Source organism: Streptomyces sp. NPDC101234 (assembly GCF_044767525.1).
Classification (GTDB): Bacteria; Actinomycetota; Actinomycetes; order Streptomycetales; family Streptomycetaceae; genus Streptomyces; species Streptomyces sasae.
In genome coordinates, this window is the sequence record NZ_JBIWOA010000038.1 from 18614 (window position 1) to 42076 (window position 23463).

Consider the following 23463-nt stretch of genomic DNA (forward strand, 5'->3'; position numbering starts at 1 on the left):
CGAACCGAGTGCGGGTGCGGGAGCGCCTCAGAACCTGCGACCGGAGGAATGCAGTGGCAGCCAACGACCGGGCATCGGCTCCCGGAAAGTCCGGTGGGAGTGCCGGTTCGGATGGCCTGATGCGCGCCTCGCTGAGCGCCGTGGCTCCGGGCACGTCCATGCGGGACGGCCTGGAGCGGGTCCTCCGCGGCAACACGGGCGGACTCATCGTCCTCGGCTTCGACAAGTCGGTCGAGACGATGTGCACGGGCGGTTTCGTGCTGGACGTCGAGTTCACGGCGACCCGGCTGCGTGAGCTGTGCAAGCTCGACGGCGGCATCGTGATCTCGTCCGATCTGTCCAAGATCCTCCGGGCGGGTGTCCAGTTCGTACCGGACGCGACGATCCCGACGGAGGAGACGGGCACCCGGCACCGGACGGCGGACCGTATCTCCAAGCAGGTCGGGTACTCGGTGGTCTCGGTCTCCCAGTCGATGCGGCTGATCGCGCTGTACGTCGGCGGTCAGCGCCGCGTCCTGGAGGACTCCGCGGCGATCCTGTCCCGCGCGAACCAGGCGCTCGCGACCCTGGAGCGTTACAAGCTCCGGCTGGACGAGGTCGCGGGAACGTTGTCGGCGCTGGAGATCGAGGACCTGGTGACGGTCCGCGATGTGTCGGCCGTCGCCCAGCGACTGGAGATGGTGCGCCGGATCGCCACGGAGATCGCCGAGTACGTCGTCGAGCTGGGCACCGACGGGCGGCTGCTCGCGCTCCAGCTCGACGAGTTGATCGCCGGCGTCGAGCCCGAGCGGGAACTGGTCGTACGGGACTATGTGCCGGAGCCCACGGCGAAGCGTTCCCGCACGGTCGACGAGGCGCTCGCCGAGCTGGACGCGCTGAGCCACGCCGAGCTGCTCGAACTGCCGACGGTGGCCCGGGCGCTCGGGTACACGGGTTCGCCGGAGGCGCTGGACTCGGCGGTGTCGCCGCGCGGCTTCCGGCTGCTGGCGAAGGTGCCGCGGCTGCCGGGGGCGATCATCGACCGGCTGGTGGAGCATTTCGGCGGTCTGCAGAAGCTGCTCGCCGCGAGCGTGGACGATCTGCAGACGGTTGACGGGGTCGGCGAGGCTCGGGCGCGGAGTGTGCGCGAGGGGCTGTCGCGGCTGGCCGAGTCTTCGATTCTTGAGCGGTATGTCTGATTTCGCCTAATAGCTCGGCGGGGTGCACTGTTCGGCGAGCGCGGCCCGGTGGGGGTTGATCGCGCAGTTCCCCGCGCCCCTTCGGGGCGCTTCCCCTACAGGGCGTTTCAGTCCGCCGACAGTACGAACGACGCCTGTGTCTTCGTGAAGCCCGGGGCCTGTGCCTGCAGCAGGTACGTGCCCGTTGCGGCCGAACCCGCCGGGGGCGTCGCGCAGTTCGCCGCGCTGGGCTTGCGGTCCCACTTGAGCGTGTACGTGATGCTGCTCCCGGCCGGCACCCGGTACCACTGGCTTCCCGGCGTCTTCGGGCAGTCCGCCGACGACCAGTAGCTGTCGTCCGCGTTGGCCGCCGTGATCGTCAACACCGCGCTCTTCGGCCCGAGGTCGACCTTGCAGTCGCTGGACGACGTGTTCTTCGCGGTGAGTTCGAAGGTCGGCGTCTGCTCCGGCGAGTAGGAGTTGTGCAGGCTCTTCAGGCTCAACGCCACGGCTCCGGCCGTGCAGTTGGGGAGGGAGGACGTGCCGGGCAGCGAGGCGACCGTACCGCCGGAGCCGGAGACGACGTCTCCCCCGCCCGACGAGGAACCGCCGGAACCGGACGACGAGTCACCGTTCGATCCGTCCGAGCCGTCCGAACTCCCGTCGTCCGAACCGGAAGTGGACCCCGAACCGGAAGTGGATCCCGAACCGCCCCCGCTGGACTCGTCCCGCCCGCCGGGCGCCTGGCTGATCGCCGGCCCGCTGCCGGAGGGCCCCGGGGTGATCGTGGACACGGGACCCTTGCCGTCCGCCCCGCCGGCGGTCTTCTTTCCGCCCCCGCCGCCCGACGTCACGATCCAGGTGATCAGCAGCGCCAGCACGGCGACCACGGACACGATGATGACCCTCCGTCGCCAGTAGATGGAGGAGGGAAGCGGCCCGACCGGATTGCGCAGAGATCCCACGGCGCAAACTGTACGAGAGATCCGTGCACTTCCTCGCCCCACCCGCCGCCCAAACCTCAACTTTTCCGGATCATCATTCCGGCAACTCCCGTCGGCGCGGCCCCTCTTCGTGTGCCAGGACCGGAAGACGGGCCGTCCGTCGGCGTCAACCCCGGCCCCGCCGCGAACCACGTCCACCCCACCCGTCGCAGGACGTGGCAGGATCGGAAGGGCCATGACTGAGAAGCTCCACGCCCCCGTGATCGCCTGGTTCGACGCCCATGCCCGTGACCTCCCCTGGCGCCGCCCGGAGGCGGGCCCATGGGGGGTGATGGTCAGCGAGTTCATGCTGCAGCAGACGCCGGTGAGCCGGGTGCTGCCCGTCTACGAGCAGTGGCTGGCCCGCTGGCCGCGCCCCGCCGACCTGGCCGCGGAGGCGCCCGGCGAGGCGGTCCGCGCCTGGGGCCGGCTCGGCTACCCGCGCCGCGCCCTGCGGCTGCACGGCGCCGCGGTCGCCATAACGGAACGGCACGACGGGGACGTACCGACGGACCACGCGCAGTTGCTCGCGCTGCCGGGTATCGGGGAGTACACGGCCGCGGCCGTCGCCTCCTTCGCCTACGGGCAGCGGCACGCCGTGCTCGACACCAATGTGCGACGGGTGTTCGCGCGGGCCGTGACCGGTGTGCGGTACCCGCCGAACGCCACCACCGCCGCCGAGCGCAAGCTCGCCCGCGAACTGCTCCCCGAGGACGACAGGACCGCCGCCCGCTGGGCCGCCGCCTCCATGGAGCTGGGCGCGCTGGTGTGCACGGCGAAGAACGAGACGTGCGTGCGGTGCCCGATCGCCGGGGAGTGCGCCTGGCGGCTGGCCGGCAAGCCGGAGCACGAGGGGCCGCCCCGGCGCGGGCAGACGTACGCCGGTACGGACCGGCAGGTGCGGGGCAAGCTGCTCGCCGTGCTGCGCGAGGCGCACGCCCCCGTGCCGCAGGCGGCGCTCGACCGGGTGTGGCACGAGCCGGTGCAACGCGCACGCGCACTGGACGGGCTGGTCTCGGACGGGCTGGTGGAACCGCTCGCCGGCGGTCTGTACCGGCTTCCGCTGGGCTGACACACAGCCACATCACAGTGGACGAGGCCGTGTTACAGCCCTGACCACACGACAAATGCATCCATAATCAGGCATAAGGCCGCGACCGCTTACCCCGAACTCATCTCCGTTACACAACCGACGGACAGCCGATTGCTACCCGAAGGCTGCTCCGCACAGCCCCGTGACAACGAGTCCGTAGCTTCGTTTCTGTGCCCGCCACGACCGGGCGGGACAGCAGGAACTCAGGGCCGAGGGCCGGGGAAAACGGGGATCGGGAGGCGGTTGATCATGGCGCAGGGCGAGGTGCTCGAATTCGAGGAGTACGTCCGCACCCGGCAGGACGCGCTGCTGCGCAGCGCCCGCCGGCTGGTCCCGGACCCGACGGACGCCCAGGACCTGCTCCAGACCGCGCTGGTACGGACGTACGGCCGCTGGGACGGCATCGCCGACAAGAAGCTCGCGGACGCCTACCTTCGCCGGGTCATGATCAACACGCGGACCGAGTGGTGGCGGGCCCGCAAGCTGGAGGAGGTCCCCACCGAGCAGCTGCCCGACGCCTGCGTGGAGGACTCCACCGAGCAGCACGCGGACCGCGCGCTCCTTATGGACATCATGAAGGTTCTGGCTCCGAAGCAGCGCAGTGTCGTGGTGCTGCGACACTGGGAGCAGATGTCCACGGAGGAGACGGCCGCCGCCCTCGGCATGTCGGCCGGAACGGTCAAGAGCACGCTGCACCGGGCGCTCGCCCGGCTCCGCGAGGAGCTGGAGGCACGCGACCTCGACGCACGCGCGCTGGAGCGTGAGGAGCGGGAGCGTTGCGCGGCCTGACCGACGCCGGCCCCAGCCGGGGCCCGGCGAGTGCACAGGCGGTGATCACGGCGGCGGCCGTGCTCGCCGCCCTCGCCCTTTTCGCCGTCGCCTGCGGCACCGGCGGCACCGGCGCCCGTGACGAGGGCCCGGCACACGCCGACTCGGTCGGGAACGCCCCGGCCGCCAAGGTTCCCTCGCCCAATCCGTCGCAGTCCTACGACAAGGTCAACGCGGTCGCCCTGGTGAAGGCCGACCCGGCGGTCTCAGCCACGGTGAAGCGGGACCTGAAGCCGTGCTCGGGAAACGAGTACCCGGTCGACGTGACATACGGCAATCTGACCGGCGGCACGGTGGACGACGTGGTCGTCAACGTGCTGACCTGTGGGGACGCGGGCGGTCCGGGTTTCGGAGTCGGGGCGTATGTGTACCGCAACGAGAGCGGCGCGTACTTGAATGTCTTCAAGGCGGAGGAGTCCCCGGTCTACGCGGAGATCGACAAGGGCGACCTGAGCGTGACCAAGCAGGTGTACGAGAAGGGCGACCCGGTGTCGAGCCCTTCCGGCGAGAACGTGATCACGTACAGCTGGGCCGCGGGACACTTCGTCCAGCAGGACTTCCACCACACCGACTACGGCAACGTGGCCGGCGGCGACACCGAGGACCCCTCCGGCACCAGCTGACCGCCCACCGACAACACGAGAGAGCCGGGATGGCAGACCAGACCCACGTCCTGTTCGTCGAGGACGACGATGTCATCCGCGAGGCCACCCAGCTCGCCCTGGAGCGGGACGGCTTCGCGGTCACCGCCATGCCCGACGGGCTGTCCGGACTGGAGGCCTTCCGCGCCGACCGGCCCGACATCGCCCTGCTGGACGTGATGGTCCCGGGTCTGGACGGGGTGAGCCTGTGCCGGCGCATCCGCGACGAGTCCACCGTGCCCGTGATCATGCTGTCGGCGCGCGCCGACTCGATCGACGTGGTGCTGGGCCTGGAGGCGGGCGCCGACGACTACGTCACCAAGCCGTTCGACGGCGCCGTGCTGGTCGCCCGGATCCGGGCGGTGCTGCGGCGCTTCGGGCACGCGAGCGGCGGCGCCCACGCCGAGGACCCCGCCCCGTCGGTGAACGGCGGCCCGTTGGTCTTCGGCGACGGCGAGCTGGAGATCGACACCGAGGGCATGGAGGTGCGCCGGGCCGGGCAGCCGGTCGCGCTGACGCCCACCGAGATGCGGCTGCTCCTGGAGTTCTCCTCGGCACCGGGGACCGTACTCTCCCGTGACAAGCTGCTCGAACGCGTCTGGGACTACGGCTGGGGCGGGGACACCCGGGTCGTCGACGTCCATGTGCAGCGGTTGCGCACCAAGATCGGCCAGGACCGGATCGAGACGGTCCGCGGTTTCGGCTACAAGTTGAAGGCCTGAGCGGGGCGGTCATGCGGGGGATCACGAGATTCGTCCGGTACCGGGGTCCGGGTCTGCGCACCGGGCTCCGGTGGAAGCTGAGCGCGGCGATCGCGGTGGTCGGCGCGCTGGTCGCGATCGCACTGAGCCTGGTGGTGCACAACGCCGCCCGGGTCTCGATGCTGGACAACGCCCGTGAGCTGGCCAACCAGCGGCTCCAGATCGGCCAGCGCAACTACGAGTCGTACGGACGGGCGAACTTCCCGGACGTCAAGGTCAACGACCCGCAGCTGCCGGACGCCCTGCGCGACCGGGTCGACGCGGGCCGCCGGGCGACCGACGTCATCGACCACGGCAGCGGCGCGCCGGACATCTGGGCGGCGGTGCAGGCCAAGGACGGGCGGGTGCTGTCCCTGCACGGCACCTTCCCGAACCGCAGCAGCAACGTACTGAAGGACCTCGACCAGGCCCTGGTCATCGGCTCCATCGCGGTGGTGCTCGGCGGCAGCGCGCTCGGCGTGCTGATCGGCGGACAGCTCTCGCGCCGGCTGCGCAAGGCGGCGGCCGCGGCCAACCAGGTCGCCCAGGGCGAGCCGGACGTACGGGTGCGGGAGGCGATCGGCGGGGTCGTCCGGGACGAGACCGACGACCTGGCGCGCGCGGTGGACGCCATGGCGGACGCGCTGCAGCAGCGGCTGGAGGCCGAGCGGCGGGTGACCGCCGACATCGCGCACGAGCTGCGGACGCCGGTGACAGGGCTGCTCACGGCGGCCGAACTCCTTCCGCCCGGCCGTCCGACCGAACTGGTCCTGGACCGGGCGAAGGCGATGCGCACCCTCGTCGAGGACGTCCTGGAGGTGGCCCGCCTCGACAGCGCCTCCGAGCGTGCCGAGCTGCAGGACATCATGCTGGGCGAGTTCGTCGCCCGGAGGGTGGCCGCGAAGGACCCCGGGATCGAGGTGCGGGTGGTGCACGAGTCGGAGGTCACCACCGACCCGCGCCGTCTGGAGCGGGTGCTGTTCAACCTGCTCGCCAACGCGGCCCGGCACGGCAAGCCGCCCATCGAGGTGACCGTCGAGGGCCGGGTCATCCGGGTCCGCGACCACGGCCCCGGCTTCCCCGAGGAACTGCTCGTCGAGGGCCCGAGCCGGTTCCGCACCGGCAGCGCCGACCGCGCGGGCCAGGGCCACGGCCTGGGGCTGACCATCGCGGCCGGGCAGGCCCGGGTGCTGGGCGCCCGGCTGACCTTCCGCAACATCCGTCCGGCGGGCGCACCCGACCACATCCCGGCGGAGGGCGCGGTGGCGGTGCTGTGGCTGCCCGAGCACGCGCCGACGGCCACCGGGAGCTACCCGGTGCTGCCGGGACCGGCGCAGGCCGGAAGCCGCTGAGGAGCGGTCGTGGCCGTCAGGTGACGGCCACGAGGATCTCCTCACCCCGTGACGGGAGCAGACCGTCCGTGCGCCCGGTGAAGTAACGGCCGGCGAGTTCCCCGGCGGACACATGCCGGGTCTCACGGAAGCCGGCCGCCGCGGCCAGGGCCGCCATCCGCTCGGGCGAGTAGAAGCTCAGGAAGGGCGTGCCGGAGGCCCGGGCGCCCCGCTCTGCCACCCTCAACTGCTCCTGCTGGTCGGGCTCGACGTCCTCGATCGGCCGCAGGAACGTCGTGACCAGCGTCGACCCGGGGGCCAGCTCGGCGATGTGCCGGAGGGTGGCGGCGACGGCGTCCTCGGTGAGGTACATGGTGACCCCGGCGGAGGCGACCACGGCCGGCCGCCCCGGATCGAACCCGGCGGCCGCCAGCTGTCCCCACCAGTCCCCCTCGAACTCCACCGGCACCAGCCGCAGCCAGCCGGGTATGCCGTACCCCAGCTCGGCCAGCCGCCCCCGCTTCCACTCCACCGCCCCGGCGCGGTCGGCCTCGAACACCCGCAGTCCCGCGGCCTCCGCGGCGGCCGCACGGCGCTGCGCGAACGTGTCGAGCCCGGCCCCGAGGACGAGGTACTGGTCCACCCCGCGCCCGGCCTCCGCCTCCACCAGGTCCTCGACGAACCGGGCCCGGGCCACGATGGACGCCCGGGTCCGCCGGGTGGCCTCGACGTCCATGTCCGGCCGGGCCCGCCAGTCGTCGCCGGCGCCGGACAGCCGTAGCCCCACCTCGTCCTCGATGACATGGGGCGGTGCGTCGGCGTGCAGATGCAGCGCCCGCCACAGGGCGGTGCGGACGGCGGTGTGGTCGGGCCCTGTCCGCGTGGTCATGCTCAGAACTCCTTGGAGAAGTCGAGCTCCTCGCTGCGCTGGGTCAGCGAGTACCAGTTGCCGTTGTCGTCGCGGAAGATCGCCTCGATGCCGTACGGCCGCTCCTTGGGCTCCTGGACGAACTCGACGCCCCGGGCGCTGAAGGTCTCGTAGTCCCCCCGGCAGTCGTCGGTGCTGAACGCCCCCGCGCCCATCACCCCCTTGGCGACCAGCTTGCGCAGCGCCTCCGCGGACTCGGGGTCGAGGCCGGGTCCGTCCAGGCGCATCAGGGTGAGCCGGACGTCCGGCTGGCCCTTGGCGCCGACGGTGACCCAGCGCATGTCCCCCATCGCGATGTCGTCGCGCACCTCGAAGCCGAGTTTCTCGGTGAAGAAGGCCTTGGTGCGCTGCTGGTCGAAGGTCCACACGGTGGTGATGGCCAGGCCCTGGATCATGGCTCTGCTCTCCTGCTTCTCTGGACGGAAGGTCGCTGTTCCTGTCCGTCACGGTAGGCAGGCCGGTCCGGGCCGCGCTTCTCGGAAGTTGCGCTCCTGCCGGGGAAGCCGCCGGCCCAGAGCAGGGCGTAGCAGCCGGGGATGAGGGAGGCGCCGCGGCCGACGTGCGCGGTCCGGTACTCGGTGGGGCTGAGCCCCGTACGGGTCTTGAACCTCGCCGAGAAGGTGCCGAGGCTGCTGAAGCCGACCAGGTGGCAGATCTCGGTGACGGTGAGGTCCGCGCTCCGCAGCAGCTCCTCCGCCCGCTCGATCCTGCGGTGCGTCAGATACTGGCCGGGCGTCTCGCCGTACGCCTCCTTGAAGGCGCGGAGGAAGTGGTACCGCGAGTACCCGGCGTGCGCGGCGACCGCGTCGAGGTCCAGGTCCGGGTCGGCCCAGTCCCGGTCCATGGCGTCCTTGGCACGCCGTAGCTGACGCAGTTTGTCCATGAGGCCGATGGTGACACGCGGCACTGACAACGCCGGCCGCCTCGGCACAGCCGCGGGACAGCCGCGGGACAACAGAAAGCGGGTGGTTCGGGGGATGCGGTCCCCGGAACCACCCGCTGCTGGCTCGTTGCTCAGACGGCCTCGACGACCGGCATCGGCGCCGCTTCGTCGGAGCCCGCCTTCTGGGCCCCGCCCTTCAGCGGGACCTCCTTGACGAACACCGCCGCCACCAGCACCGCCACGGCGATCCCGGCGCCGAGCAGGAACGCCGAGTGCGTACCGGCCGACACCGCGTGCTGGTACGCCTCGCGCGCCGCCGCCGGCAGCTTCGCCAGGCTCTTCGCGTCCAGCTGCGCCGACTGCTCGGTGATCTTGGAGCCGATCGAACCGGCCCGCTCGGCCATGACGTCCTTGACCCGGTTGTTGAAGATCGCGCCCATGATGGCGACACCGAAGGAGGAGCCGAGGGTACGGAACAGGGTGGTCGAGGAGGACGCGACGCCCATGTCCTTCATCTCCACGCTGTTCTGCGCGACCAGCATGGTGATCTGCATCAGGCAGCCCATGCCGAGACCGACGACGGCCATGAACACGCCGGAGGTCAGGCGGGAGGTGTTCGTGTCCATGGTGGACAGCAGGTACATCCCGACGGCCAGCAGCACACCGCCGGCGATCGGGAAGACCTTGTAGCGGCCGCTGTTGGTGGTGACCCGCCCGGCGACCATCGAGGTCACCAGCATCGCGCCGAGCATCGGAAGGAGCAGCAGACCGGAGTTGGTCGCGGACGCGCCCTGCACGGACTGCTGGTACAGCGGCAGGAACAGCGTGGCGCCGAACATCACGAAGCCCACGATGAAGCCGATGATCGACATCAGGGTGAAGTTGCGGCTGCGGAAGATGTGCAGCGGCAGGACCGGTTCGGCGGCCTTGGTCTGCCAGAAGACGAACCCGACGAGGGCGGCGACACCGATGGCGATCAGTTCCATGATCCGCGCGGACGTCCAGGCGTACTCGGAACCGCCCCAGGTGGTGACCAGCACGATCGAGGTGATGCCGAGGGTCAGCAGGCCGGCGCCGAGGTAGTCGATACGGGCCTTGTTCCGCTTCTTCGGCAGGTGCAGTACGGCGCTGATGGCGATCAGCGCGACGACGCCGAGCGGCAGGTTGATGTAGAAGGCCCAGCGCCAGCCCCAGTTGTCGGTGATGGTGCCGCCGACCAGCGGGCCGCCGATCATCGCCAGCGCCATGACGCCGGCCATCATGCCCTGGTACTTGCCGCGCTCGCGGGGCGGGATCAGGTCACCGATGATCGCCATGACGCCGACCATCAGACCACCGGCGCCGAGCCCCTGAACGGCCCGGAACCCGATCAGCTCGCCCATGTTCTGGGCCATGCCGCTGAGCGCGGAGCCGATCAGGAAGATGACTATGGAGGTCATGAAGGCGCCCTTGCGCCCGTACATGTCGCCGATCTTGCCCCAGAGCGGAGTCGACGCGGCGGTCGCCAGGGTGTAGCCGGTCACGACCCACGACAGGTGTTCGAGGCCGCCCAGTTCGCCCACGATCGTCGGCATCGCGGTGCCCACGATCATGTTGTCGAGCATGGCGAGCATCATCGCGATCATGAGGGCCAGCAGCACGACCCGTACGCTCTTGGGCTGTTTCTCCGGCTGGTCCGCCGTGTCCTGTGGCTGCTCCTGGCCGGTGCCGGCCGCCTGGGTGTCCGCCATCTCTCCCACTCCCCCTGGCGACAGCTACTTACTTGCCGCCCGGCTAGTTCGTTACACTAGGAAGGTAGACCTGTCACTAGCCGGTCGTCAAGTAAGTTACGGAGCCGGGCGTCCGGGTCCGCCGGCCGGTCGGCAGGCGAGTTTTCGCGGGAGTGCGAGGAGTAAGAGGATGGGCGTCATCATGGACGGCACCAAGCAGCAGCGCCGCGGCAACACCCGCCAGCGCATCCAGGACGTGGCCCTCGAACTCTTCGCCGAGCAGGGCTACGAGAAGACCTCCCTGCGGGAGATCGCCGAGCGCCTCGACGTGACCAAGGCCGCCCTGTACTACCACTTCAAGACCAAGGAAGAGATCCTGGTCAGCGTCTTCGAGGACCTGACGCAGCCGATCCAGGACCTCATCGAGTGGGGCAAGGGCCAGCCGCACACCCTGGAGACCAAGCAGGAGATCGTACGGCGCTACAGCCAGGCGCTCACCGAGGCCGAACCGCTGTTCCGCTTCATGCAGGAGAACCAGGCGACGGTCCGGGAACTGAGGATCGGCGACACCTTCAAGGACCGGATGCGCGGCCTGCGGACCATCCTCATGGACCCGGACGCACCCCTGACCGACCAGGTCCGCTGCGTCAGCGCGATCTTCACGCTGCACGCCGGGATGTTCATCATGCAGGACATCGAAGGCGACCCCCAGAAGAAGCGCGAGGCCGCTCTGGAGGTCGCGGTGGACCTGGTGACCCAGGCCCACAGGGGTTCTTCGGCCGCCGGCTAGACGTCGGTCGATGTCCGGCTGGACGGCGGCCGGACTCCGGTCAGACCTTGAGGCCCTTGGCGCGCAGGAAGGCGACCGGGTCGACGGCGGAGCCGTAGTTCGGGGTCGTACGGATCTCGAAGTGCAGGTGCGGCCCGGTGGAGTTGCCGGTGTTGCCGGACCGGGCGATGTGCTGACCGGCCTTCACGGTCTGCCCGATCCTGACGTCGACGCGCGAGAGATGCGCGTACTGCGAGTACTGGCCGCTCGCGTGCTTGATGACGATGGCGTTGCCGTACGCGGGACCGTCACCGGCGCCGTTGCCGCCGGCCTTGACGACGGTGCCGTCGTGCGCGGCGACGACGTCGGTGCCGCTCGGCACCGCGAAGTCCTGGCCGCTGTGCTTGGCGGCCCACATGCCACCGGCCTGGTCGAAGGTCGCGGAGAGCGTGTACTTCTTCACCGGGTCGACCCAGGCGGCCGCACTGGAGGTGGTGGCCGACGCGACCCCCGACCCCACCACGGCCGCGACCCCGACTCCGGCGGCCAGAACGGCGGCCCGGTTGCGGAGCGAGGACGTACGGGGGGCACGGAAAGCGGCGCGCAAGGACATCGGAACCTCATGGGATGGGCAACAGGGACTCCCGCCCGGCACCGGCTCACACCGGCAGCCGCCGAACGGGTCATCCCTTGGTAACCCGAACAGCAGGAATCGCCCAAACCCCCCGATCTACGACGCTTCCTAGTATCCGGGCAGAAACTTGACTCTTTTTTCACAGAGCCCCCACGGCCGAGCAAACCCGACCCGGCACCGACACCGCGCCCCGGGCCGCGGAGGCCTTCGGGGGCAAAGCCCCCTCCTGCTCCGACGACAGATCGCACTATCACCGTTAGTAACGGACATTTCGCCCGTGCGGTATGTCACCGGCCCACGCGATCCGCGCCCACCGAAATATGTCGCACACCTCTGGCCACCTACCCACCGGTAACCCTACGGTTCCCCTCGCGCCATCTGCCCCACTCACCATGCCCCTGACATAGCCATGGACGCGAGAGGACACCCCCACCGATGACCACAGGCACCTGGACCCGCCGCATATCCGTCACCGTCGTCGCCCTGGCCGCGCTCGCCGGTGCGGCCGCACCGGCCCAGGCCGCGACGGAGAGCAGCTCCACCACGGTCGACTACGCCACCTGGCAGCAGGACTGCCAGTCCGTGATGGACCAGACCCTGCCCTACCTGAAGAGCCGGATCGCCGCCGCGAAGCCGGGCGAGAAGCAGGCGATCGTCTTCGACATCGACAACACCACGCTGGAGACCGACTTCGGCTTCAGCTACCCCCAGCCGGCCAACAAGCCGGTCCTGAACGTGGCCAGGTACGCCCAGGAGCACGGCGTCTCCCTGTTCTTCGTGACGGCCCGCCCCGGGATCATCTACCTGCCCACCGAGTACAACCTCGAGTACGACGGCTACCAGGTCTCCGGCCTGTACGTCCGCGGCTTCCTCGACCTCTTCAAGGACGTCGCCGCCTACAAGACCGCCCAGCGCGTCGACATCGAGAACAAGGGCTACGACATCATCGCGAACATCGGCAACAGCGCCTCCGACCTCTCGGGCGGCCACGCCGACAAGACGTTCAAGCTGCCGGACTACAACGGCCAACTGTCGTAACTCACCGCTAGGCTCCATCCGTTCGCGGACATCACGGGGGTGGCGGATGGAGCCGACGGTACTGGGCGGCAAGCTGGCGTCGAGCCTGATGGGTCCGCTGCTGAAGAGGCTCTTCGTGGCGGACGGGCCGGGCGCGGGGCTGGTGGACAGGCCGGTACGGCTGAGGAGCCTGGTGTCCTTCCGCGGCGAGAAACGCGCACTGGTCGAGAAGGACGTGCACAAGCTCGCCGAGCACCTGGTCCGGCAGGCGGTCGACTCACCGGGTGAGCCGCCCTTCCGGGCCGGGGAACAGATCGCCGTGGCCGACGCACTGGCCCGCAGACTGCTCGCCCTCGGCGATCTGGACATGGACGACGTCCAGGCCGTACGGCTGGGCCACCGCGAACTGGCCGCGAAGCTGGCGCACGCGGCAGCCGCGCCCGCCGGCCTTTCCCTCGACGCCCGCCACTTCCTCGACTCCGCCACGGAATGGGCCTGCCTCCAGATCCTGGAGTTCTTCACCCGCCGCTCCACCTTTGTGGCCCGCACCCTGGTGGAACAGACCCGTTCCCAGGCCGAACTGATCGCCAAGATCGACGCGTTGCTCGCCCGTACACCGCGCCCCGACGCACGTGACACCGGGTTCGAGCGCCGCTACCGCTCGTATGTCGCCCAGCACCACAACCACCTGACCATCTACGGCATCGATCTGCGGGACTCTCCCGACCACTGGCCGCTCGAAGTCGCCTATCTGAGCCTGGAAGCCACCGCCGACGAGGAGCGTTCCCTCCCCGGGGACGACTCCGGCCCGGCCCCCGCCACCCTCCGGCTGCCCGCCGAGGAGGCCCTCCACGCCCACGACCGCGTCCTGCTGCGCGGCGACGCGGGTTCGGGCAAGACGACGCTGGTGCAGTGGCTCGCGATGACGGCCGCGCAGGAGGGCGCACGCATCCCGTACGTCCTGCCGTTGCGCACCCTGATCCGCGGCGGCGCCCTCCCCGCCCCCGAGGCCTTCCTGACCGCGGTGAGCTGCCCGCTGTCCGCCCCCCAGGGCTGGGCGGAACGCGTCCTGGCGGCGGGCCGCGGCCTGGTCCTCGTCGACGGCCTGGACGAGATCCCCGACGCCGACCGCCACGGCACCCGCGCCTGGCTGCTCTCCCTCATCCACGCCTTCCCGGGCAACCGCTGGCTCCTGACCTCACGCCCCTCCGCGGTCCGCCCCGACTGGCTCGCCGCGGAGGGCTTCCGCGAACTGACCCTGGCCCCCATGCGCCGCACCGACGTGGCGACCTTCGTCCGCCGCTGGCACACGGCGGCCCGGGCCCCGGAGTTCGAGGGCCCGCTCCTCGACTCCCTCCGCACCAAACGCGACCTCGCCCGGCTCGCCACCAACCCCCTGATGTGCGGGCTGATCTGCGCCCTGCACCGGGAGCGGCGCGGCTATCTCCCCACCGGCCGCAAGGAGTTGTACGAGGCCGCCCTCACGATGCTGCTGGCCCGCCGCGACCGGGAGCGGGGCATGGGGTCCGTGGACGAGGTGCAGCTGGGCGAGGAGACCCAGCTGGAACTCCTGCAACGCCTCGCCTACGCGCTGGTGCTGAGCGGCCGTACCGAGATGGACCTGGAGACGGCCGAGGCGATCGTGGACCGCTGTCTGCCGTCCGTCGCGCTGCCCGGCGGCTGGAACGCGCCGACCGTGCTGCGCACCCTGCTCCTGCGCAGCGGCATGGTCCGCCAACCCGTCGCCGGGGTCCTGGACTTCGTGCACCGCACCTTCCAGGACTACCTGGGCGCACGGTACGCGGTGGAGGAGGGCCACCTGGACGTCCTCGTCGGCCACGCGGCCGACACCCAGTGGGAGGACGTGATCCGTATGGCGGTGGCGCATGCGCGGCCCCTGGAACGGGCCTTTCTGCTCCGGCAGTTGCTCGCCGGGGAAGTCCCCCGGCTGACTCTGCTGGCGCTCGCGTGTCTGGAGCATGCGGCGGCGCTGGACGCGGGGGTGCGTGCGGAGGTGGAGCGGCGGGCGGCGGAACTGATCCCGCCGCGGACCGCGGAGGACGCGAAGGCGCTGGCGGAGGCGGGCCCCCTGGTGCTGGAACTCCTGCCGGGGCCCGAGGGACTGACGCGGGAGGAGGCGCTGGGCGTCACGATCACCGCCTCGGTACTCGGCACCGAGGAGCCGGAGGGGGCCCTCGGGGTGCTGCGCCGGTTCCGCGATCATCCGGATCTGGAGGTACGCCGACAGCTCGCGGGAACCTGGAGCCGCTTCGACACCGCGGTGTACGCGTCGGAGGTGCTGGACCACCTGGATCGCGAGAGTCTCTTCGTGAGGTGCGAGTCGGCCGAGCAGCGGGCGGCGCTGGCCGGGATGCGGCCCTGGCACGGCCTCGCGTTTCTGGGCACGCACTCCGCCGAGCAGATCCTGGCCGCCGTGCCCGAGCCCGGGACCCTGACCTTCCTCGACCTCCGGGACAACCCGCTCCTCACCGACCTGGGCGCGCTGCTGCCCTTCGGATCCCTGCAGGAGCTGCAGCTGGCGCGCTGCCCGAAGGCACGCGGCCTGGACAGCCTCGCGGAGCTCTCCCTGGCCGGGCTCATCTGCGGGCAGATCGCCGACGTCACCGGCCTCGCGGCGCTGCGCTCGCTGGCCCGGCTCAGCGTGGAACAGGAGCTCCCGGGCGACAGCCTCACCGATCTGCTGCCCGTCGAGGCGGGACTGGAATTCCTGTTCCTCGGCCGGGACAGCACCAACCGCACCGGCCTGCGAGGCCTGGAGCACTGGACCAGCCTCACGGAGCTCAGCCTCGGGCCGCTGACGAGGGAACTGTCGGCGGCCGACTGGCAGGCGGTCGTCGCGCTGCCGAAGCTGAAGCAACTGCATCTGAACGCGCGGATCCTCCGGGAGCTGCCGCGCTCCATCGATCACATGCCGGAGCTTTCCGGCGTCAGCGCTCTGCGGGTCCCCGGGCTGCTCGGCACCGAGGACTTCTCCGCACTGGCCCGCCGGCTGCCGCGGCTGCGCACACTGACGCTGCAGAACATGCCGGGGCACACCTTCCCGCTGTCCCGCTTCGCCGAGCACTTCCCCGGGGTGGACATCAGCCTGGTGAAACGCTGAAGGGGCCGGTGCCCGAAAGCACCGGCCCCTTCTCAAGGCGTAGCCGTGAGGCTTACGCCTCCTTGCTCAGGTTCGGCCCGGCACCGCCGGCCGCCTGCTCGATCGGCGGGACGTCGGGGAGTGCCGACTTCTCCTCGCCACGGAAGGTGAAGGTCGCGGAGTCGCCCTCGCCCTCCGTGTCGACGACCACGATGTGACCGGGGCGCAGCTCGCCGAAGAGGATCTTCTCCGAGAGCGTGTCCTCGACCTCGCGCTGGATCGTGCGACGCAGCGGACGCGCGCCCAGCACCGGGTCGTAACCCTTCTTGGACAGCAGCTCCTTGGCGGACTGGGAGAGCTCGATGCCCATGTCCCGGTCCTTCAGGCGCTCGTCCACCTTGCCGATCATCAGGTCGACGATCCGCAGGATGTCCTCCTGCGTCAGCTGCGGGAAGACGACCACGTCGTCGACGCGGTTGAGGAACTCGGGCCGGAAGTGCTGCTTGAGCTCGTCCTGGACCTTGTTCTTCATGCGCTCGTAGTTGGTCTTCGAGTCACCCGAGGCCGCGAAGCCCAGGTTGAAGCCCTTGGAGATGTCCCGGGTGCCGAGGTTGGTCGTCATGATGATGACCGTGTTCTTGAAGTCCACGACCCGGCCCTGGGAGTCGGTCAGGCGACCGTCCTCCAGGATCTGCAGCAGCGAGTTGAAGATGTCCGGGTGGGCCTTCTCCACCTCGTCGAACAGGACGACGGAGAACGGCTTGCGGCGGACCTTCTCGGTCAGCTGACCGCCCTCTTCGTAGCCCACGTAGCCGGGGGGCGAACCGAAGAGACGGGAGACCGTGTGCTTCTCGCTGAACTCCGACATGTCGAGAGAGATCAGCGCGTCCTCGTCACCGAAGAGGAACTCCGCGAGGGCCTTGGACAGTTCGGTCTTACCGACACCGGACGGGCCGGCGAAGATGAACGAACCACCGGGGCGCTTCGGGTCCTTCAGACCGGCACGCGTACGGCGGATCGCCTTCGACAGCGCCTTGACGGCGTCGACCTGGCCGATGACCCGCTTGTGGAGCTCGTCCTCCATACGGAGGAGTCGGCTGGACTCCTCCTCGGTGAGCTTGAAGACCGGGATGCCGGTGGCCGTGGCGAGGACCTCGGCGATCAGCTCGCCGTCGACCTCGGCGACGACGTCCATGTCGCCGGCCTTCCACTCCTTCTCCCGCTTGGCCTTCGCGGCCAGGAGCTGCTTCTCCTTGTCGCGGAGGGAGGCGGCCTTCTCGAAGTCCTGCGAGTCGATCGCGGACTCCTTGTCCCGGCGGACGGCGGCGATCTTCTCGTCGAACTCGCGCAGGTCCGGCGGAGCGGTCATCCGGCGGATGCGCATCCGGGAACCAGCCTCGTCGATCAGGTCGATCGCCTTGTCCGGCAGGAAGCGGTCGGAGATGTAGCGGTCGGCCAGGGTGGCGGCCTGGACCAGTGCCTCGTCCGTGATGGAGACCCGGTGGTGGGCCTCGTACCGGTCACGCAGACCCTTGAGGATCTCGATCGTGTGCGGCAGGGACGGCTCGGCGACCTGGATGGGCTGGAAGCGGCGCTCCAGGGCCGCGTCCTTCTCCAGGTGCTTGCGGTACTCGTCCAGGGTGGTGGCACCGATGGTCTGCAGCTCACCGCGGGCCAGCATCGGCTTCAGGATCGAAGCCGCGTCGATGGCGCCCTCGGCGGCACCCGCACCGACCAGCGTGTGGAGCTCGTCGATGAACAGGATGATGTCGCCGCGGGTGCGGATCTCCTTGAGCACCTTCTTCAGGCGCTCCTCGAAGTCACCGCGGTAGCGGGAGCCGGCGACCAGGGCGCCGAGGTCCAGGGTGTAGAGGTGCTTGTCCTTGAGGGTCTCGGGCACCTCGCCCTTGACGATGGCCTGGGCGAGGCCCTCGACGACGGCGGTCTTGCCGACGCCGGGCTCACCGATCAGGACCGGGTTGTTCTTGGTACGGCGGGACAGCACCTGCATGACCCGCTCGATCTCCTTCTCGCGCCCGATGACCGGGTCGAGCTTGGACTCACGAGCGGCCTGGGTGAGGTTCCGGCCGAACTGGTCGAGGACCAGGGACGTCGAGGGGGTGCCCTCGGCAGGGCCGCCGGCGGTGGCGGTCTCCTTGCCCTGGTAACCGGAGAGCAGCTGGATGACCTGCTGCCGCACCCGGTTGAGATCAGCGCCCAGCTTGACCAGGACCTGGGCGGCGACGCCCTCGCCCTCACGGATCAGGCCGAGCAGGATGTGCTCCGTGCCGATGTAGTTGTGACCCAGCTGAAGGGCCTCGCGGAGCGACAGCTCCAGGACCTTCTTGGCACGGGGGGTGAAGGGGATGTGCCCGGACGGGGCCTGCTGGCCCTGGCCGATGATCTCCTCCACCTGCTGGCGGACCGCCTCGAGCGAAATCCCGAGGCTCTCAAGGGCCTTGGCGGCGACACCCTCACCCTCGTGGATCAGGCCCAGGAGGATGTGCTCGGTGCCGATGTAGTTGTGGTTGAGCATCCGGGCTTCTTCCTGAGCCAGGACGACAACCCGCCGCGCGCGGTCGGTGAACCTCTCGAACATCGTTAATCGCTCCTCAGAGCGGTCAGGCAGTGGGGGGAACTTCCCCTCTCTGTCCTTCCGCAGCTTAGTCCCGCAAGCGGGGACCGCTCATTCCAACTGCCGACACCGTCGATGGCCTCCTGACCCCGAACGCCGACATCTGCTCCAACCCGATGGTGCGAGACGATGTTCCCGCAGGCCAGGCAGTTACCCCTTCCCCCAGTACGCCGATGGCGAACGTGAGACGGCCTCGCATGCGTGTCGCCCCCCTCCCACTAGGGATGTCTTACCCGTTCGGACTGACAGTCCATGCCGTGGGCCCCCGGTCCCTCCGCTACGGGCGAACAACCTTGCGTCCCTCCGGACCCCCGGGAACCCCCTCGCGCGGCACTCTGCGCATTCCCTCGCGCACCCAGCGTAACTCGGGCGGGGTCGGGACCGTTGGACTTGGCATGGCTGGCACAGTCCCTCCGACTGCTCCCACGGTCCCTCACCCCCGTCGTCCGCTCGGTTCCGGTTCCGGTGCTGGTCCCGGCGCTGCCGTGGCGCCGGACGGGCGGGCGGCCCGACTCCGGCACTGGTACGAGAACGATCTGGGCTGGGCAACAGTGCCCGCGCCGCCCGGAGAGCCGTTGCGACTGGTCACGGGCGTGCGTTTCGATGTGCTGGACGTGCCTGCGGAGGCGGGCGCGAAGGCACTCAGGCATCTGGGGCCGGGCTCTCCGGTGGCCCTTCAGGGCGGCCGGATGCGGCTACTGGTGGCCGCGGGCGGCGCGGAGGAGCTGCCGGGGCTGCTGGAGTGGCTGGAGTGGGGCGCGCTGGCCCTGGATCTGCGGGCGCTGGGCGATCGGGGCCGGATGGACGCTCCGGCACGGCCCGAGCCGGCTTCCACCGGAGTCCGGCCGCCTCCCGGCCCTGCGGAAGGCCGCGCTGAACCCGTGCAGGGGGCCGCCGTCTGGTTGCGGCCCCCCGCGTCGGGGTGCGAGGTCGAGGCCTCGCTGCCGACGCTGTCGGCCATGGGGGGCGTCGGAGGCGCCCCCGATCTCGTACGACTGCTGGACACGGTGGCCACCGAGTGCCACCGCATCCGGCTGCGGCGCGCGGGCCGCGGGTCGGAGAACAGTCAGCTGTTGGCGTCCTCGTAGGCCTGGCGAATCGTCGCCGGAACACGGCCGCGGTCATTGACCTCGTAGCCGTTCTCCTTGGCCCACGCGCGAATCTGCGCGGTGTCCTGGCTGCCGCCGGAAGCCGCACGGGTCTTTCCGCGTCCGCCCGAAGCACGGCCACCGGTACGACGACCGCCCTTGACGTAGGCGTCGAGAAGGCCGCGCAGCTTGTCCGCATTGGCGGTCGTGAGGTCGATCTCGTATGTCTTGCCGTCCAGCGCGAACGTCACGGTCTCGTCCGCCTCGCCGCCGTCGAGGTCGTCGACAAGAAGGACCTGAACCTTCTGTGCCACCGGATTTCCTTTCATCGATAACTTGAGGGCCGGGGGTGTGCGGCGTCCGCCGTTTCGCCGCCCCCCTGTTATATGCAGTACTGCAGTACGTCGGAAAGCAAACCGCTTTTGAGGGAAAAACACAAACCCCTGGGAGAGACCAAGGGGCCCGCTCCCGTCCGGAAACATGCGCGTTTCGGACATAGGGCACCTGGGCAAGGTGGGGCGCCGGGAATAGCGGCCCCCTTGGCGATCACAGATGCAGAAGCATCCGGCTGTTGCCCAAGGTGTTCGGTTTCACTCGTTCGAGTCCGAGGAACTCCGCGACACCCTCGTCATAGGAGCGCAACAGCTCCGTGTACACATCGGTGTCGACGGGCGTCTCGCCGATCTCCACGAAGCCGTGCTTCCCGAAGAACTCGACTTCGAAGGTCAGACAGAAAACGCGGCGAACACCAAGCCAACGCGCGGTCTCCAGCAACTTCTCCAGCAACTGATGACCGACACCGGCACCCTTGAGGCCCGGCTTCACCGCGAGAGTGCGCACTTCCGCGAGGTCTTCCCACATCACGTGCAGCGCACCGCAGCCGACCACCTCGGCGTTGTCGTCGCGTTCGGCGACCCAGAACTCCTGGATGTCCTCGTAAAGAGTCACCATGGCTTTGTCGAGCAGGATGCGGTCACGGACGTACGCGTCAAGGAGGTGGCGTACGGCCGCGACATCGCCGGTCCGGGCCCGCCGGACGGTGATGGCTTTTGCGGTGACTTCGGGGCGCATCGCTGACATGAGCGGACGCTATCGCCCGCCGCGGTCCGCCACGGAGCCGGGGTTCTCCTCTTGGCGGGCTTCCCGGCCTTCGCGTTCTTCGTGCCGTTCCGCGGTATCGGGGCCCTGCACGATGCGTACGGCGTCCCGCAGGGCCTGCCGCTGTTCGTCGCTCATCATCCCGAAGAAGGCGACGAGAGCGGCCGCCGGGTTGTCGCTCTGCGACCAGGCGTCGTTCATCAGGGCGGCGGCGTAGGCGGCCCTCGTGGAGACGGCCTCATATCGATAGGCGCGCCCTTCGGCCTCCCGCCGCACCCAGCCCTTCTGATGGAGATTGTCCAAAACGGTCATCACCGTGGTGTACGCGATGGACCGTTCCTGCTGAAGGTCTTCCAGGACTTCTCGAACGGTCACCGGGCGGTTCCACTTCCACACCCGCGTCATGACCGCGTCTTCGAGTTCTCCCAATGGGCGAGGCACAGCTCAGAACAATAGTGGGAGATCCCGCCAATGGCGTGCCGGACGTGCGCTTTCGCCAACAAAGGCGAACAAAAAGGGCGTACGACTCGGAAAGCACGGGCAGGACCGTGCGGCAAGTCGTACGCCCGTGGCGGCGCTCTTCGCGGTCAGGCGTCGCCGTTGGGGGCGGCGGCGGCCTGGCGGGCGCCGGCCGCGCGCTCGAGGGCGGCGTCGACGGCGGCGTCCTCCTTGGCCTTGGCGGCCCCGCCCTGGGTCTTCACGATCACCCGGACCAGGCCGATGAAGAAGACGGCCATGACGACTGGAGGCAGGAGCGCGGAGACGTATTCCATGTGTCCAGAGTAGCCATGCGGGATCGGGCGAAAGGGGCGGGGTGGGCGAACCGCCGCGCAACGTCCGCGAGCTGTGCCTTCTCGGCCGGCTCAGCCGACGGCGAGCTGCTGCGGGGGCTGCGCGGTGGGCGGCGGGGCGGGGCGGCGCCGGGGGAAGACCTCCCCCGGGGTCGGAATGGGGCGCTTGGGCACGGCGGGCTCGGGGGCCGCGGGCTGCGGGGCGGGCCGCTCGGCGGGCTTCTCCTTCGGCTTCTTCTCCGGCTCCTCGGCCACACCGCCCGGCAGGGCCGTCAGGCGGGCCCTGGAGGCCGGAACGGCGGGCGCCGGTACCTTCCGGGCCCCCTGCGCGAAGCGGGCCCGTACGTCGCGCTCGGCGAGATCCTGGCACCGGTCGAGCAGCGCGGCGGCGCCGGGGTTGCCCCGCAGCGCGCGCAGCGCCGCGAGATCGTCCGGGGCCGGACGGTGTCCGGCGCCCAGCGCCTCCTCCAGAAGGGTGAGGTAACCGGTGACGGTACCCGGCAGGGCGGCGCGGTACCGGGCGAGATCGGCCACCAGGAAGGCACGCAGCCGGGCCCCCTCGCACATCGCCTCGTCGAGCGACTCGGCGAGCCGATGACAGTCCTTGACGTCCTCGGCGGAGGCGGGACCGGGGTGAAGGGCGAGGGCGAGAGCACGGCGGAGCACACGCAGCTCCTCCGCACCGAACGCCATGCCGCCGCGGGATCCGTATGGCGTGGGCATGGACCGAAGATACGCGTAAATCAGACAAACTCGGCATAGGGGTCAAGTGTGGCGCGACAGGGCCACCCACCTGGCGGCGACCATGAACACCCACCACCGCTCGATCACCGACAACGGCGCTCAGCCATACCCAGCCCGTCCTGAGGCACCCCCTCCGGGGGAGTTCGCGGACGAAGGCCGGACCACACCCCCTCCAACCCGTCCGGCGTTCGACGACGAAGGCAGGACCGCACCCCTCAGCCCGTCCGGCGTTCAAGGACGAAGGCCCGACCCGCATCCCCCAGCCCGTCCGGCGTTCGACGACGAAGGCCGGTCCACACCCCCTCCAGCCCGTCCCGCGTTTGAGGACGAGGCCGTTCAGGCCGAAGCGGGGGGGCTGGGGGCGGCAGCCCCCAGGGGCGGCAGCCCCCAGGACGGGGCCCACCCGGCGGGGGCGAAGGGGGGCGCGGCCCCCTGGTGATGGGACGGGTAGGGGCGGCGGGGGCGAGAAAGCCCCCACGCCCGCCCCCACCGGGCCCTACATCCGGGACACGTTCCGCTCGTAGACCAGCCGCAGCCCCACCAGCGTCAGCCACGGCTCGTGCTCGTCGATCACCGAGGACTCCCCCAGCACCATCGGCGCCAGCCCGCCCGTCGCGATCACCGTCACATCGTCCGGATCGTCCGCCAGCTCCCGGGCCATCCGGCCGACCACCCCGTCGACCTGCCCGGCGAACCCGTACACGATGCCCGCCTGCATGGCCTCGACCGTGTTCTTCCCGATCACGCTCCGCGGCCGCGCCACCTCGATCTTCCGCAGCTGCGCGCCCTTGACGCCCAGTGCCTCCACGGAGATCTCGATACCGGGCGCGATCACACCGCCGACGTACTCCCCGCGCGCGGACACCGCGTCGAAGGTGGTGGCCGTACCGAAGTCGACGACGATCGCGGGCCCGCCGAACAGTTCGACCGCGGCGACCGCGTTGATGATCCGGTCCGCGCCGACCTCCTTGGGGTTGTCGGTCAGGATCGGCACGCCGGTCTTCACGCCGGGCTCGACCAGTACCGCCGGGACATCGCCGTAGTAGCGCCGCGTCACCTCGCGCAGCTCGTGCAGCACGGACGGCACGGTCGCGCAGATCGCGATGCCGTCGATGCCGTCGCCGAGCTCGTCGCCCAGGAGCGGGTGCATGCCCATCAGGCCCTGGAGGAGCACCGCCAGCTCGTCGGCCGTACGGCGGGCGTCCGTGGAGATGCGCCAGTGCTCGACGATGTCCTCGCCGTCGAAGAGGCCGAGGACGGTGTGTGTGTTGCCGACGTCGATCGTGAGGAGCAT

Annotated in this window: 23 protein-coding genes; 10 read left to right on the forward strand and 13 right to left on the reverse strand. The window is 70.2% G+C overall.

Annotation, left to right across the window (positions count from 1 at the left end):
- Nucleotides 1-53 precede the first annotated feature (53 nt).
- Nucleotides 54-1178 carry a DNA integrity scanning diadenylate cyclase DisA gene (gene disA / locus ACIRR9_RS44835; protein ID WP_365338550.1) on the forward strand — a complete coding sequence of 375 codons (1125 nt, stop codon included), beginning with the start codon at nt 54-56 and terminating at the stop codon, nt 1176-1178.
- Between the two features lie 107 nt (nt 1179-1285).
- Here disA and ACIRR9_RS44840 read toward each other — a convergent pair whose 3' ends face one another.
- The gene (locus tag ACIRR9_RS44840; protein ID WP_403764721.1) at nt 1286-2122 is read right to left on the reverse strand and encodes a hypothetical protein; all 837 of its coding nucleotides are present in this window, start codon (nt 2120-2122) and stop codon (nt 1286-1288) included.
- A 214-nt stretch (nt 2123-2336) separates the two neighbouring features.
- Here ACIRR9_RS44840 and ACIRR9_RS44845 point away from each other — a divergent pair, with 214 nt between their 5' ends.
- The 5 genes from ACIRR9_RS44845 (at nt 2337) to cseC (ending at nt 6794) form a co-directional block, all read left to right on the forward strand.
- Nucleotides 2337-3212, forward strand: a complete 876-nt coding sequence (locus ACIRR9_RS44845; protein ID WP_403764723.1) for an A/G-specific adenine glycosylase — start codon at nt 2337-2339, stop codon at nt 3210-3212.
- 270 nt (nt 3213-3482) lie between these two features.
- Nucleotides 3483-4022 carry a SigE family RNA polymerase sigma factor gene (locus tag ACIRR9_RS44850; protein ID WP_123975218.1) on the forward strand — a complete coding sequence of 180 codons (540 nt, stop codon included), beginning with the start codon at nt 3483-3485 and terminating at the stop codon, nt 4020-4022.
- Nucleotides 4010-4684: a hypothetical protein gene (locus ACIRR9_RS44855; RefSeq protein ID WP_403764725.1), complete on the forward strand. Its 675-nt coding sequence runs from the start codon at nt 4010-4012 to the stop codon at nt 4682-4684. Before ACIRR9_RS44850 ends, ACIRR9_RS44855 begins: the two co-directional genes overlap by 13 nt.
- 29 nt (nt 4685-4713) lie before the next feature.
- A complete protein-coding gene (cseB, locus tag ACIRR9_RS44860; RefSeq protein ID WP_360245301.1) occupies nt 4714-5424 on the forward strand; it encodes a two-component system response regulator CseB in 711 nt (236 codons plus the stop codon).
- An 11-nt stretch (nt 5425-5435) separates the two neighbouring features.
- Nucleotides 5436-6794 (forward strand): two-component system sensor histidine kinase CseC, encoded by a 1359-nt coding sequence (gene cseC, locus ACIRR9_RS44865; protein WP_403764728.1) that lies wholly within the window; start codon nt 5436-5438, stop codon nt 6792-6794.
- A gap of 16 nt (nt 6795-6810) precedes the next feature.
- Here cseC and ACIRR9_RS44870 read toward each other — a convergent pair whose 3' ends face one another.
- From ACIRR9_RS44870 to ACIRR9_RS44885, 4 genes are all read right to left on the reverse strand, one after another.
- On the reverse strand, nt 6811-7662 hold the full coding sequence (locus tag ACIRR9_RS44870; RefSeq protein ID WP_403764730.1) for a class I SAM-dependent methyltransferase: 852 nt from the start codon (nt 7660-7662) through the stop codon (nt 6811-6813).
- A 2-nt stretch (nt 7663-7664) separates the two neighbouring features.
- Nucleotides 7665-8096: a VOC family protein gene (locus tag ACIRR9_RS44875; RefSeq protein ID WP_384556683.1), complete on the reverse strand. Its 432-nt coding sequence runs from the start codon at nt 8094-8096 to the stop codon at nt 7665-7667.
- The gene (locus ACIRR9_RS44880; protein WP_384556685.1) at nt 8093-8584 is read right to left on the reverse strand and encodes a helix-turn-helix transcriptional regulator; all 492 of its coding nucleotides are present in this window, start codon (nt 8582-8584) and stop codon (nt 8093-8095) included. The genes ACIRR9_RS44875 and ACIRR9_RS44880 overlap by 4 nt, the downstream gene beginning before the upstream one ends.
- Before the next feature lie 131 nt (nt 8585-8715).
- The gene (locus tag ACIRR9_RS44885) at nt 8716-10314 is read right to left on the reverse strand and encodes an MDR family MFS transporter (RefSeq protein WP_365338571.1); all 1599 of its coding nucleotides are present in this window, start codon (nt 10312-10314) and stop codon (nt 8716-8718) included.
- A gap of 169 nt (nt 10315-10483) precedes the next feature.
- On the opposite strand from ACIRR9_RS44885, the gene ACIRR9_RS44890 reads away from it, so the two are divergent.
- A complete protein-coding gene (locus ACIRR9_RS44890) occupies nt 10484-11083 on the forward strand; it encodes a TetR/AcrR family transcriptional regulator (RefSeq protein WP_403764733.1) in 600 nt (199 codons plus the stop codon).
- A 40-nt stretch (nt 11084-11123) separates the two neighbouring features.
- On the opposite strand, the gene ACIRR9_RS44895 is transcribed toward ACIRR9_RS44890, so the two are convergent.
- Complete coding sequence (locus ACIRR9_RS44895; RefSeq protein WP_403764735.1) at nt 11124-11675, reverse strand: M23 family metallopeptidase; 552 nt, start codon at nt 11673-11675, stop codon at nt 11124-11126.
- A 456-nt stretch (nt 11676-12131) separates the two neighbouring features.
- Here ACIRR9_RS44895 and ACIRR9_RS44900 point away from each other — a divergent pair, with 456 nt between their 5' ends.
- Nucleotides 12132-12734 (forward strand): HAD family acid phosphatase, encoded by a 603-nt coding sequence (locus tag ACIRR9_RS44900; protein ID WP_403764737.1) that lies wholly within the window; start codon nt 12132-12134, stop codon nt 12732-12734.
- A 46-nt stretch (nt 12735-12780) separates the two neighbouring features.
- A complete protein-coding gene (locus ACIRR9_RS44905; protein WP_403764739.1) occupies nt 12781-15834 on the forward strand; it encodes an NACHT domain-containing protein in 3054 nt (1017 codons plus the stop codon).
- A 52-nt stretch (nt 15835-15886) separates the two neighbouring features.
- Here ACIRR9_RS44905 and ACIRR9_RS44910 read toward each other — a convergent pair whose 3' ends face one another.
- Nucleotides 15887-18412 carry an ATP-dependent Clp protease ATP-binding subunit gene (locus ACIRR9_RS44910; protein WP_123975229.1) on the reverse strand — a complete coding sequence of 842 codons (2526 nt, stop codon included), beginning with the start codon at nt 18410-18412 and terminating at the stop codon, nt 15887-15889.
- A gap of 431 nt (nt 18413-18843) precedes the next feature.
- Here ACIRR9_RS44910 and ACIRR9_RS44915 point away from each other — a divergent pair, with 431 nt between their 5' ends.
- A complete protein-coding gene (locus tag ACIRR9_RS44915; RefSeq protein ID WP_403764741.1) occupies nt 18844-19536 on the forward strand; it encodes an SCO3374 family protein in 693 nt (230 codons plus the stop codon).
- On the opposite strand, the gene ACIRR9_RS44920 is transcribed toward ACIRR9_RS44915, so the two are convergent.
- The 6 genes from ACIRR9_RS44920 to ACIRR9_RS44945 form a co-directional block, all read right to left on the reverse strand.
- Nucleotides 19515-19850 carry an Lsr2 family protein gene (locus tag ACIRR9_RS44920; RefSeq protein ID WP_123975231.1) on the reverse strand — a complete coding sequence of 112 codons (336 nt, stop codon included), beginning with the start codon at nt 19848-19850 and terminating at the stop codon, nt 19515-19517. The genes ACIRR9_RS44915 and ACIRR9_RS44920 overlap by 22 nt on opposite strands.
- 232 nt (nt 19851-20082) lie before the next feature.
- On the reverse strand, nt 20083-20616 hold the full coding sequence (locus ACIRR9_RS44925; RefSeq protein ID WP_403764744.1) for an amino-acid N-acetyltransferase: 534 nt from the start codon (nt 20614-20616) through the stop codon (nt 20083-20085).
- 9 nt (nt 20617-20625) lie between these two features.
- A complete protein-coding gene (locus ACIRR9_RS44930) occupies nt 20626-21039 on the reverse strand; it encodes a BlaI/MecI/CopY family transcriptional regulator (protein WP_403764746.1) in 414 nt (137 codons plus the stop codon).
- Between the two features lie 182 nt (nt 21040-21221).
- Nucleotides 21222-21407, reverse strand: coding sequence for a hypothetical protein (locus tag ACIRR9_RS44935; protein WP_123975234.1), 186 nt, complete (start codon nt 21405-21407; stop codon nt 21222-21224).
- A 90-nt stretch (nt 21408-21497) separates the two neighbouring features.
- Nucleotides 21498-22118, reverse strand: a complete 621-nt coding sequence (locus tag ACIRR9_RS44940; RefSeq protein WP_403764815.1) for a hypothetical protein — start codon at nt 22116-22118, stop codon at nt 21498-21500.
- A 547-nt stretch (nt 22119-22665) separates the two neighbouring features.
- The gene (locus tag ACIRR9_RS44945; RefSeq protein WP_089099902.1) at nt 22666-23463 is read right to left on the reverse strand and encodes a type III pantothenate kinase; all 798 of its coding nucleotides are present in this window, start codon (nt 23461-23463) and stop codon (nt 22666-22668) included.

Coding starts and splice junctions, on each gene's coding strand:
- ACIRR9_RS44870 (WP_403764730.1), bottom strand. CDS start 7,662: ATGACCACGCGGACAGGGCCCGACCACACCGCCGTCCGCACCGCCCTG.
- cseB (WP_360245301.1), top strand. CDS start 4,714: ATGGCAGACCAGACCCACGTCCTGTTCGTCGAGGACGACGATGTCATC.
- ACIRR9_RS44915 (WP_403764741.1), top strand. CDS start 18,844: ATGGCTGGCACAGTCCCTCCGACTGCTCCCACGGTCCCTCACCCCCGT.
- ACIRR9_RS44880 (WP_384556685.1), bottom strand. CDS start 8,584: ATGGACAAACTGCGTCAGCTACGGCGTGCCAAGGACGCCATGGACCGG.
- ACIRR9_RS44945 (WP_089099902.1), bottom strand. CDS start 23,463: ATGCTCCTCACGATCGACGTCGGCAACACACACACCGTCCTCGGCCTC.
- ACIRR9_RS44935 (WP_123975234.1), bottom strand. CDS start 21,407: ATGGAATACGTCTCCGCGCTCCTGCCTCCAGTCGTCATGGCCGTCTTC.
- ACIRR9_RS44850 (WP_123975218.1), top strand. CDS start 3,483: ATGGCGCAGGGCGAGGTGCTCGAATTCGAGGAGTACGTCCGCACCCGG.
- ACIRR9_RS44930 (WP_403764746.1), bottom strand. CDS start 21,039: ATGACGCGGGTGTGGAAGTGGAACCGCCCGGTGACCGTTCGAGAAGTC.
- ACIRR9_RS44905 (WP_403764739.1), top strand. CDS start 12,781: ATGGAGCCGACGGTACTGGGCGGCAAGCTGGCGTCGAGCCTGATGGGT.
- ACIRR9_RS44900 (WP_403764737.1), top strand. CDS start 12,132: ATGACCACAGGCACCTGGACCCGCCGCATATCCGTCACCGTCGTCGCC.
- ACIRR9_RS44845 (WP_403764723.1), top strand. CDS start 2,337: ATGACTGAGAAGCTCCACGCCCCCGTGATCGCCTGGTTCGACGCCCAT.
- cseC (WP_403764728.1), top strand. CDS start 5,436: ATGCGGGGGATCACGAGATTCGTCCGGTACCGGGGTCCGGGTCTGCGC.
- ACIRR9_RS44890 (WP_403764733.1), top strand. CDS start 10,484: ATGGGCGTCATCATGGACGGCACCAAGCAGCAGCGCCGCGGCAACACC.
- ACIRR9_RS44925 (WP_403764744.1), bottom strand. CDS start 20,616: ATGTCAGCGATGCGCCCCGAAGTCACCGCAAAAGCCATCACCGTCCGG.
- ACIRR9_RS44885 (WP_365338571.1), bottom strand. CDS start 10,314: ATGGCGGACACCCAGGCGGCCGGCACCGGCCAGGAGCAGCCACAGGAC.
- ACIRR9_RS44875 (WP_384556683.1), bottom strand. CDS start 8,096: ATGATCCAGGGCCTGGCCATCACCACCGTGTGGACCTTCGACCAGCAG.
- ACIRR9_RS44910 (WP_123975229.1), bottom strand. CDS start 18,412: ATGTTCGAGAGGTTCACCGACCGCGCGCGGCGGGTTGTCGTCCTGGCT.
- ACIRR9_RS44895 (WP_403764735.1), bottom strand. CDS start 11,675: ATGTCCTTGCGCGCCGCTTTCCGTGCCCCCCGTACGTCCTCGCTCCGC.
- ACIRR9_RS44940 (WP_403764815.1), bottom strand. CDS start 22,118: ATGGCGTTCGGTGCGGAGGAGCTGCGTGTGCTCCGCCGTGCTCTCGCC.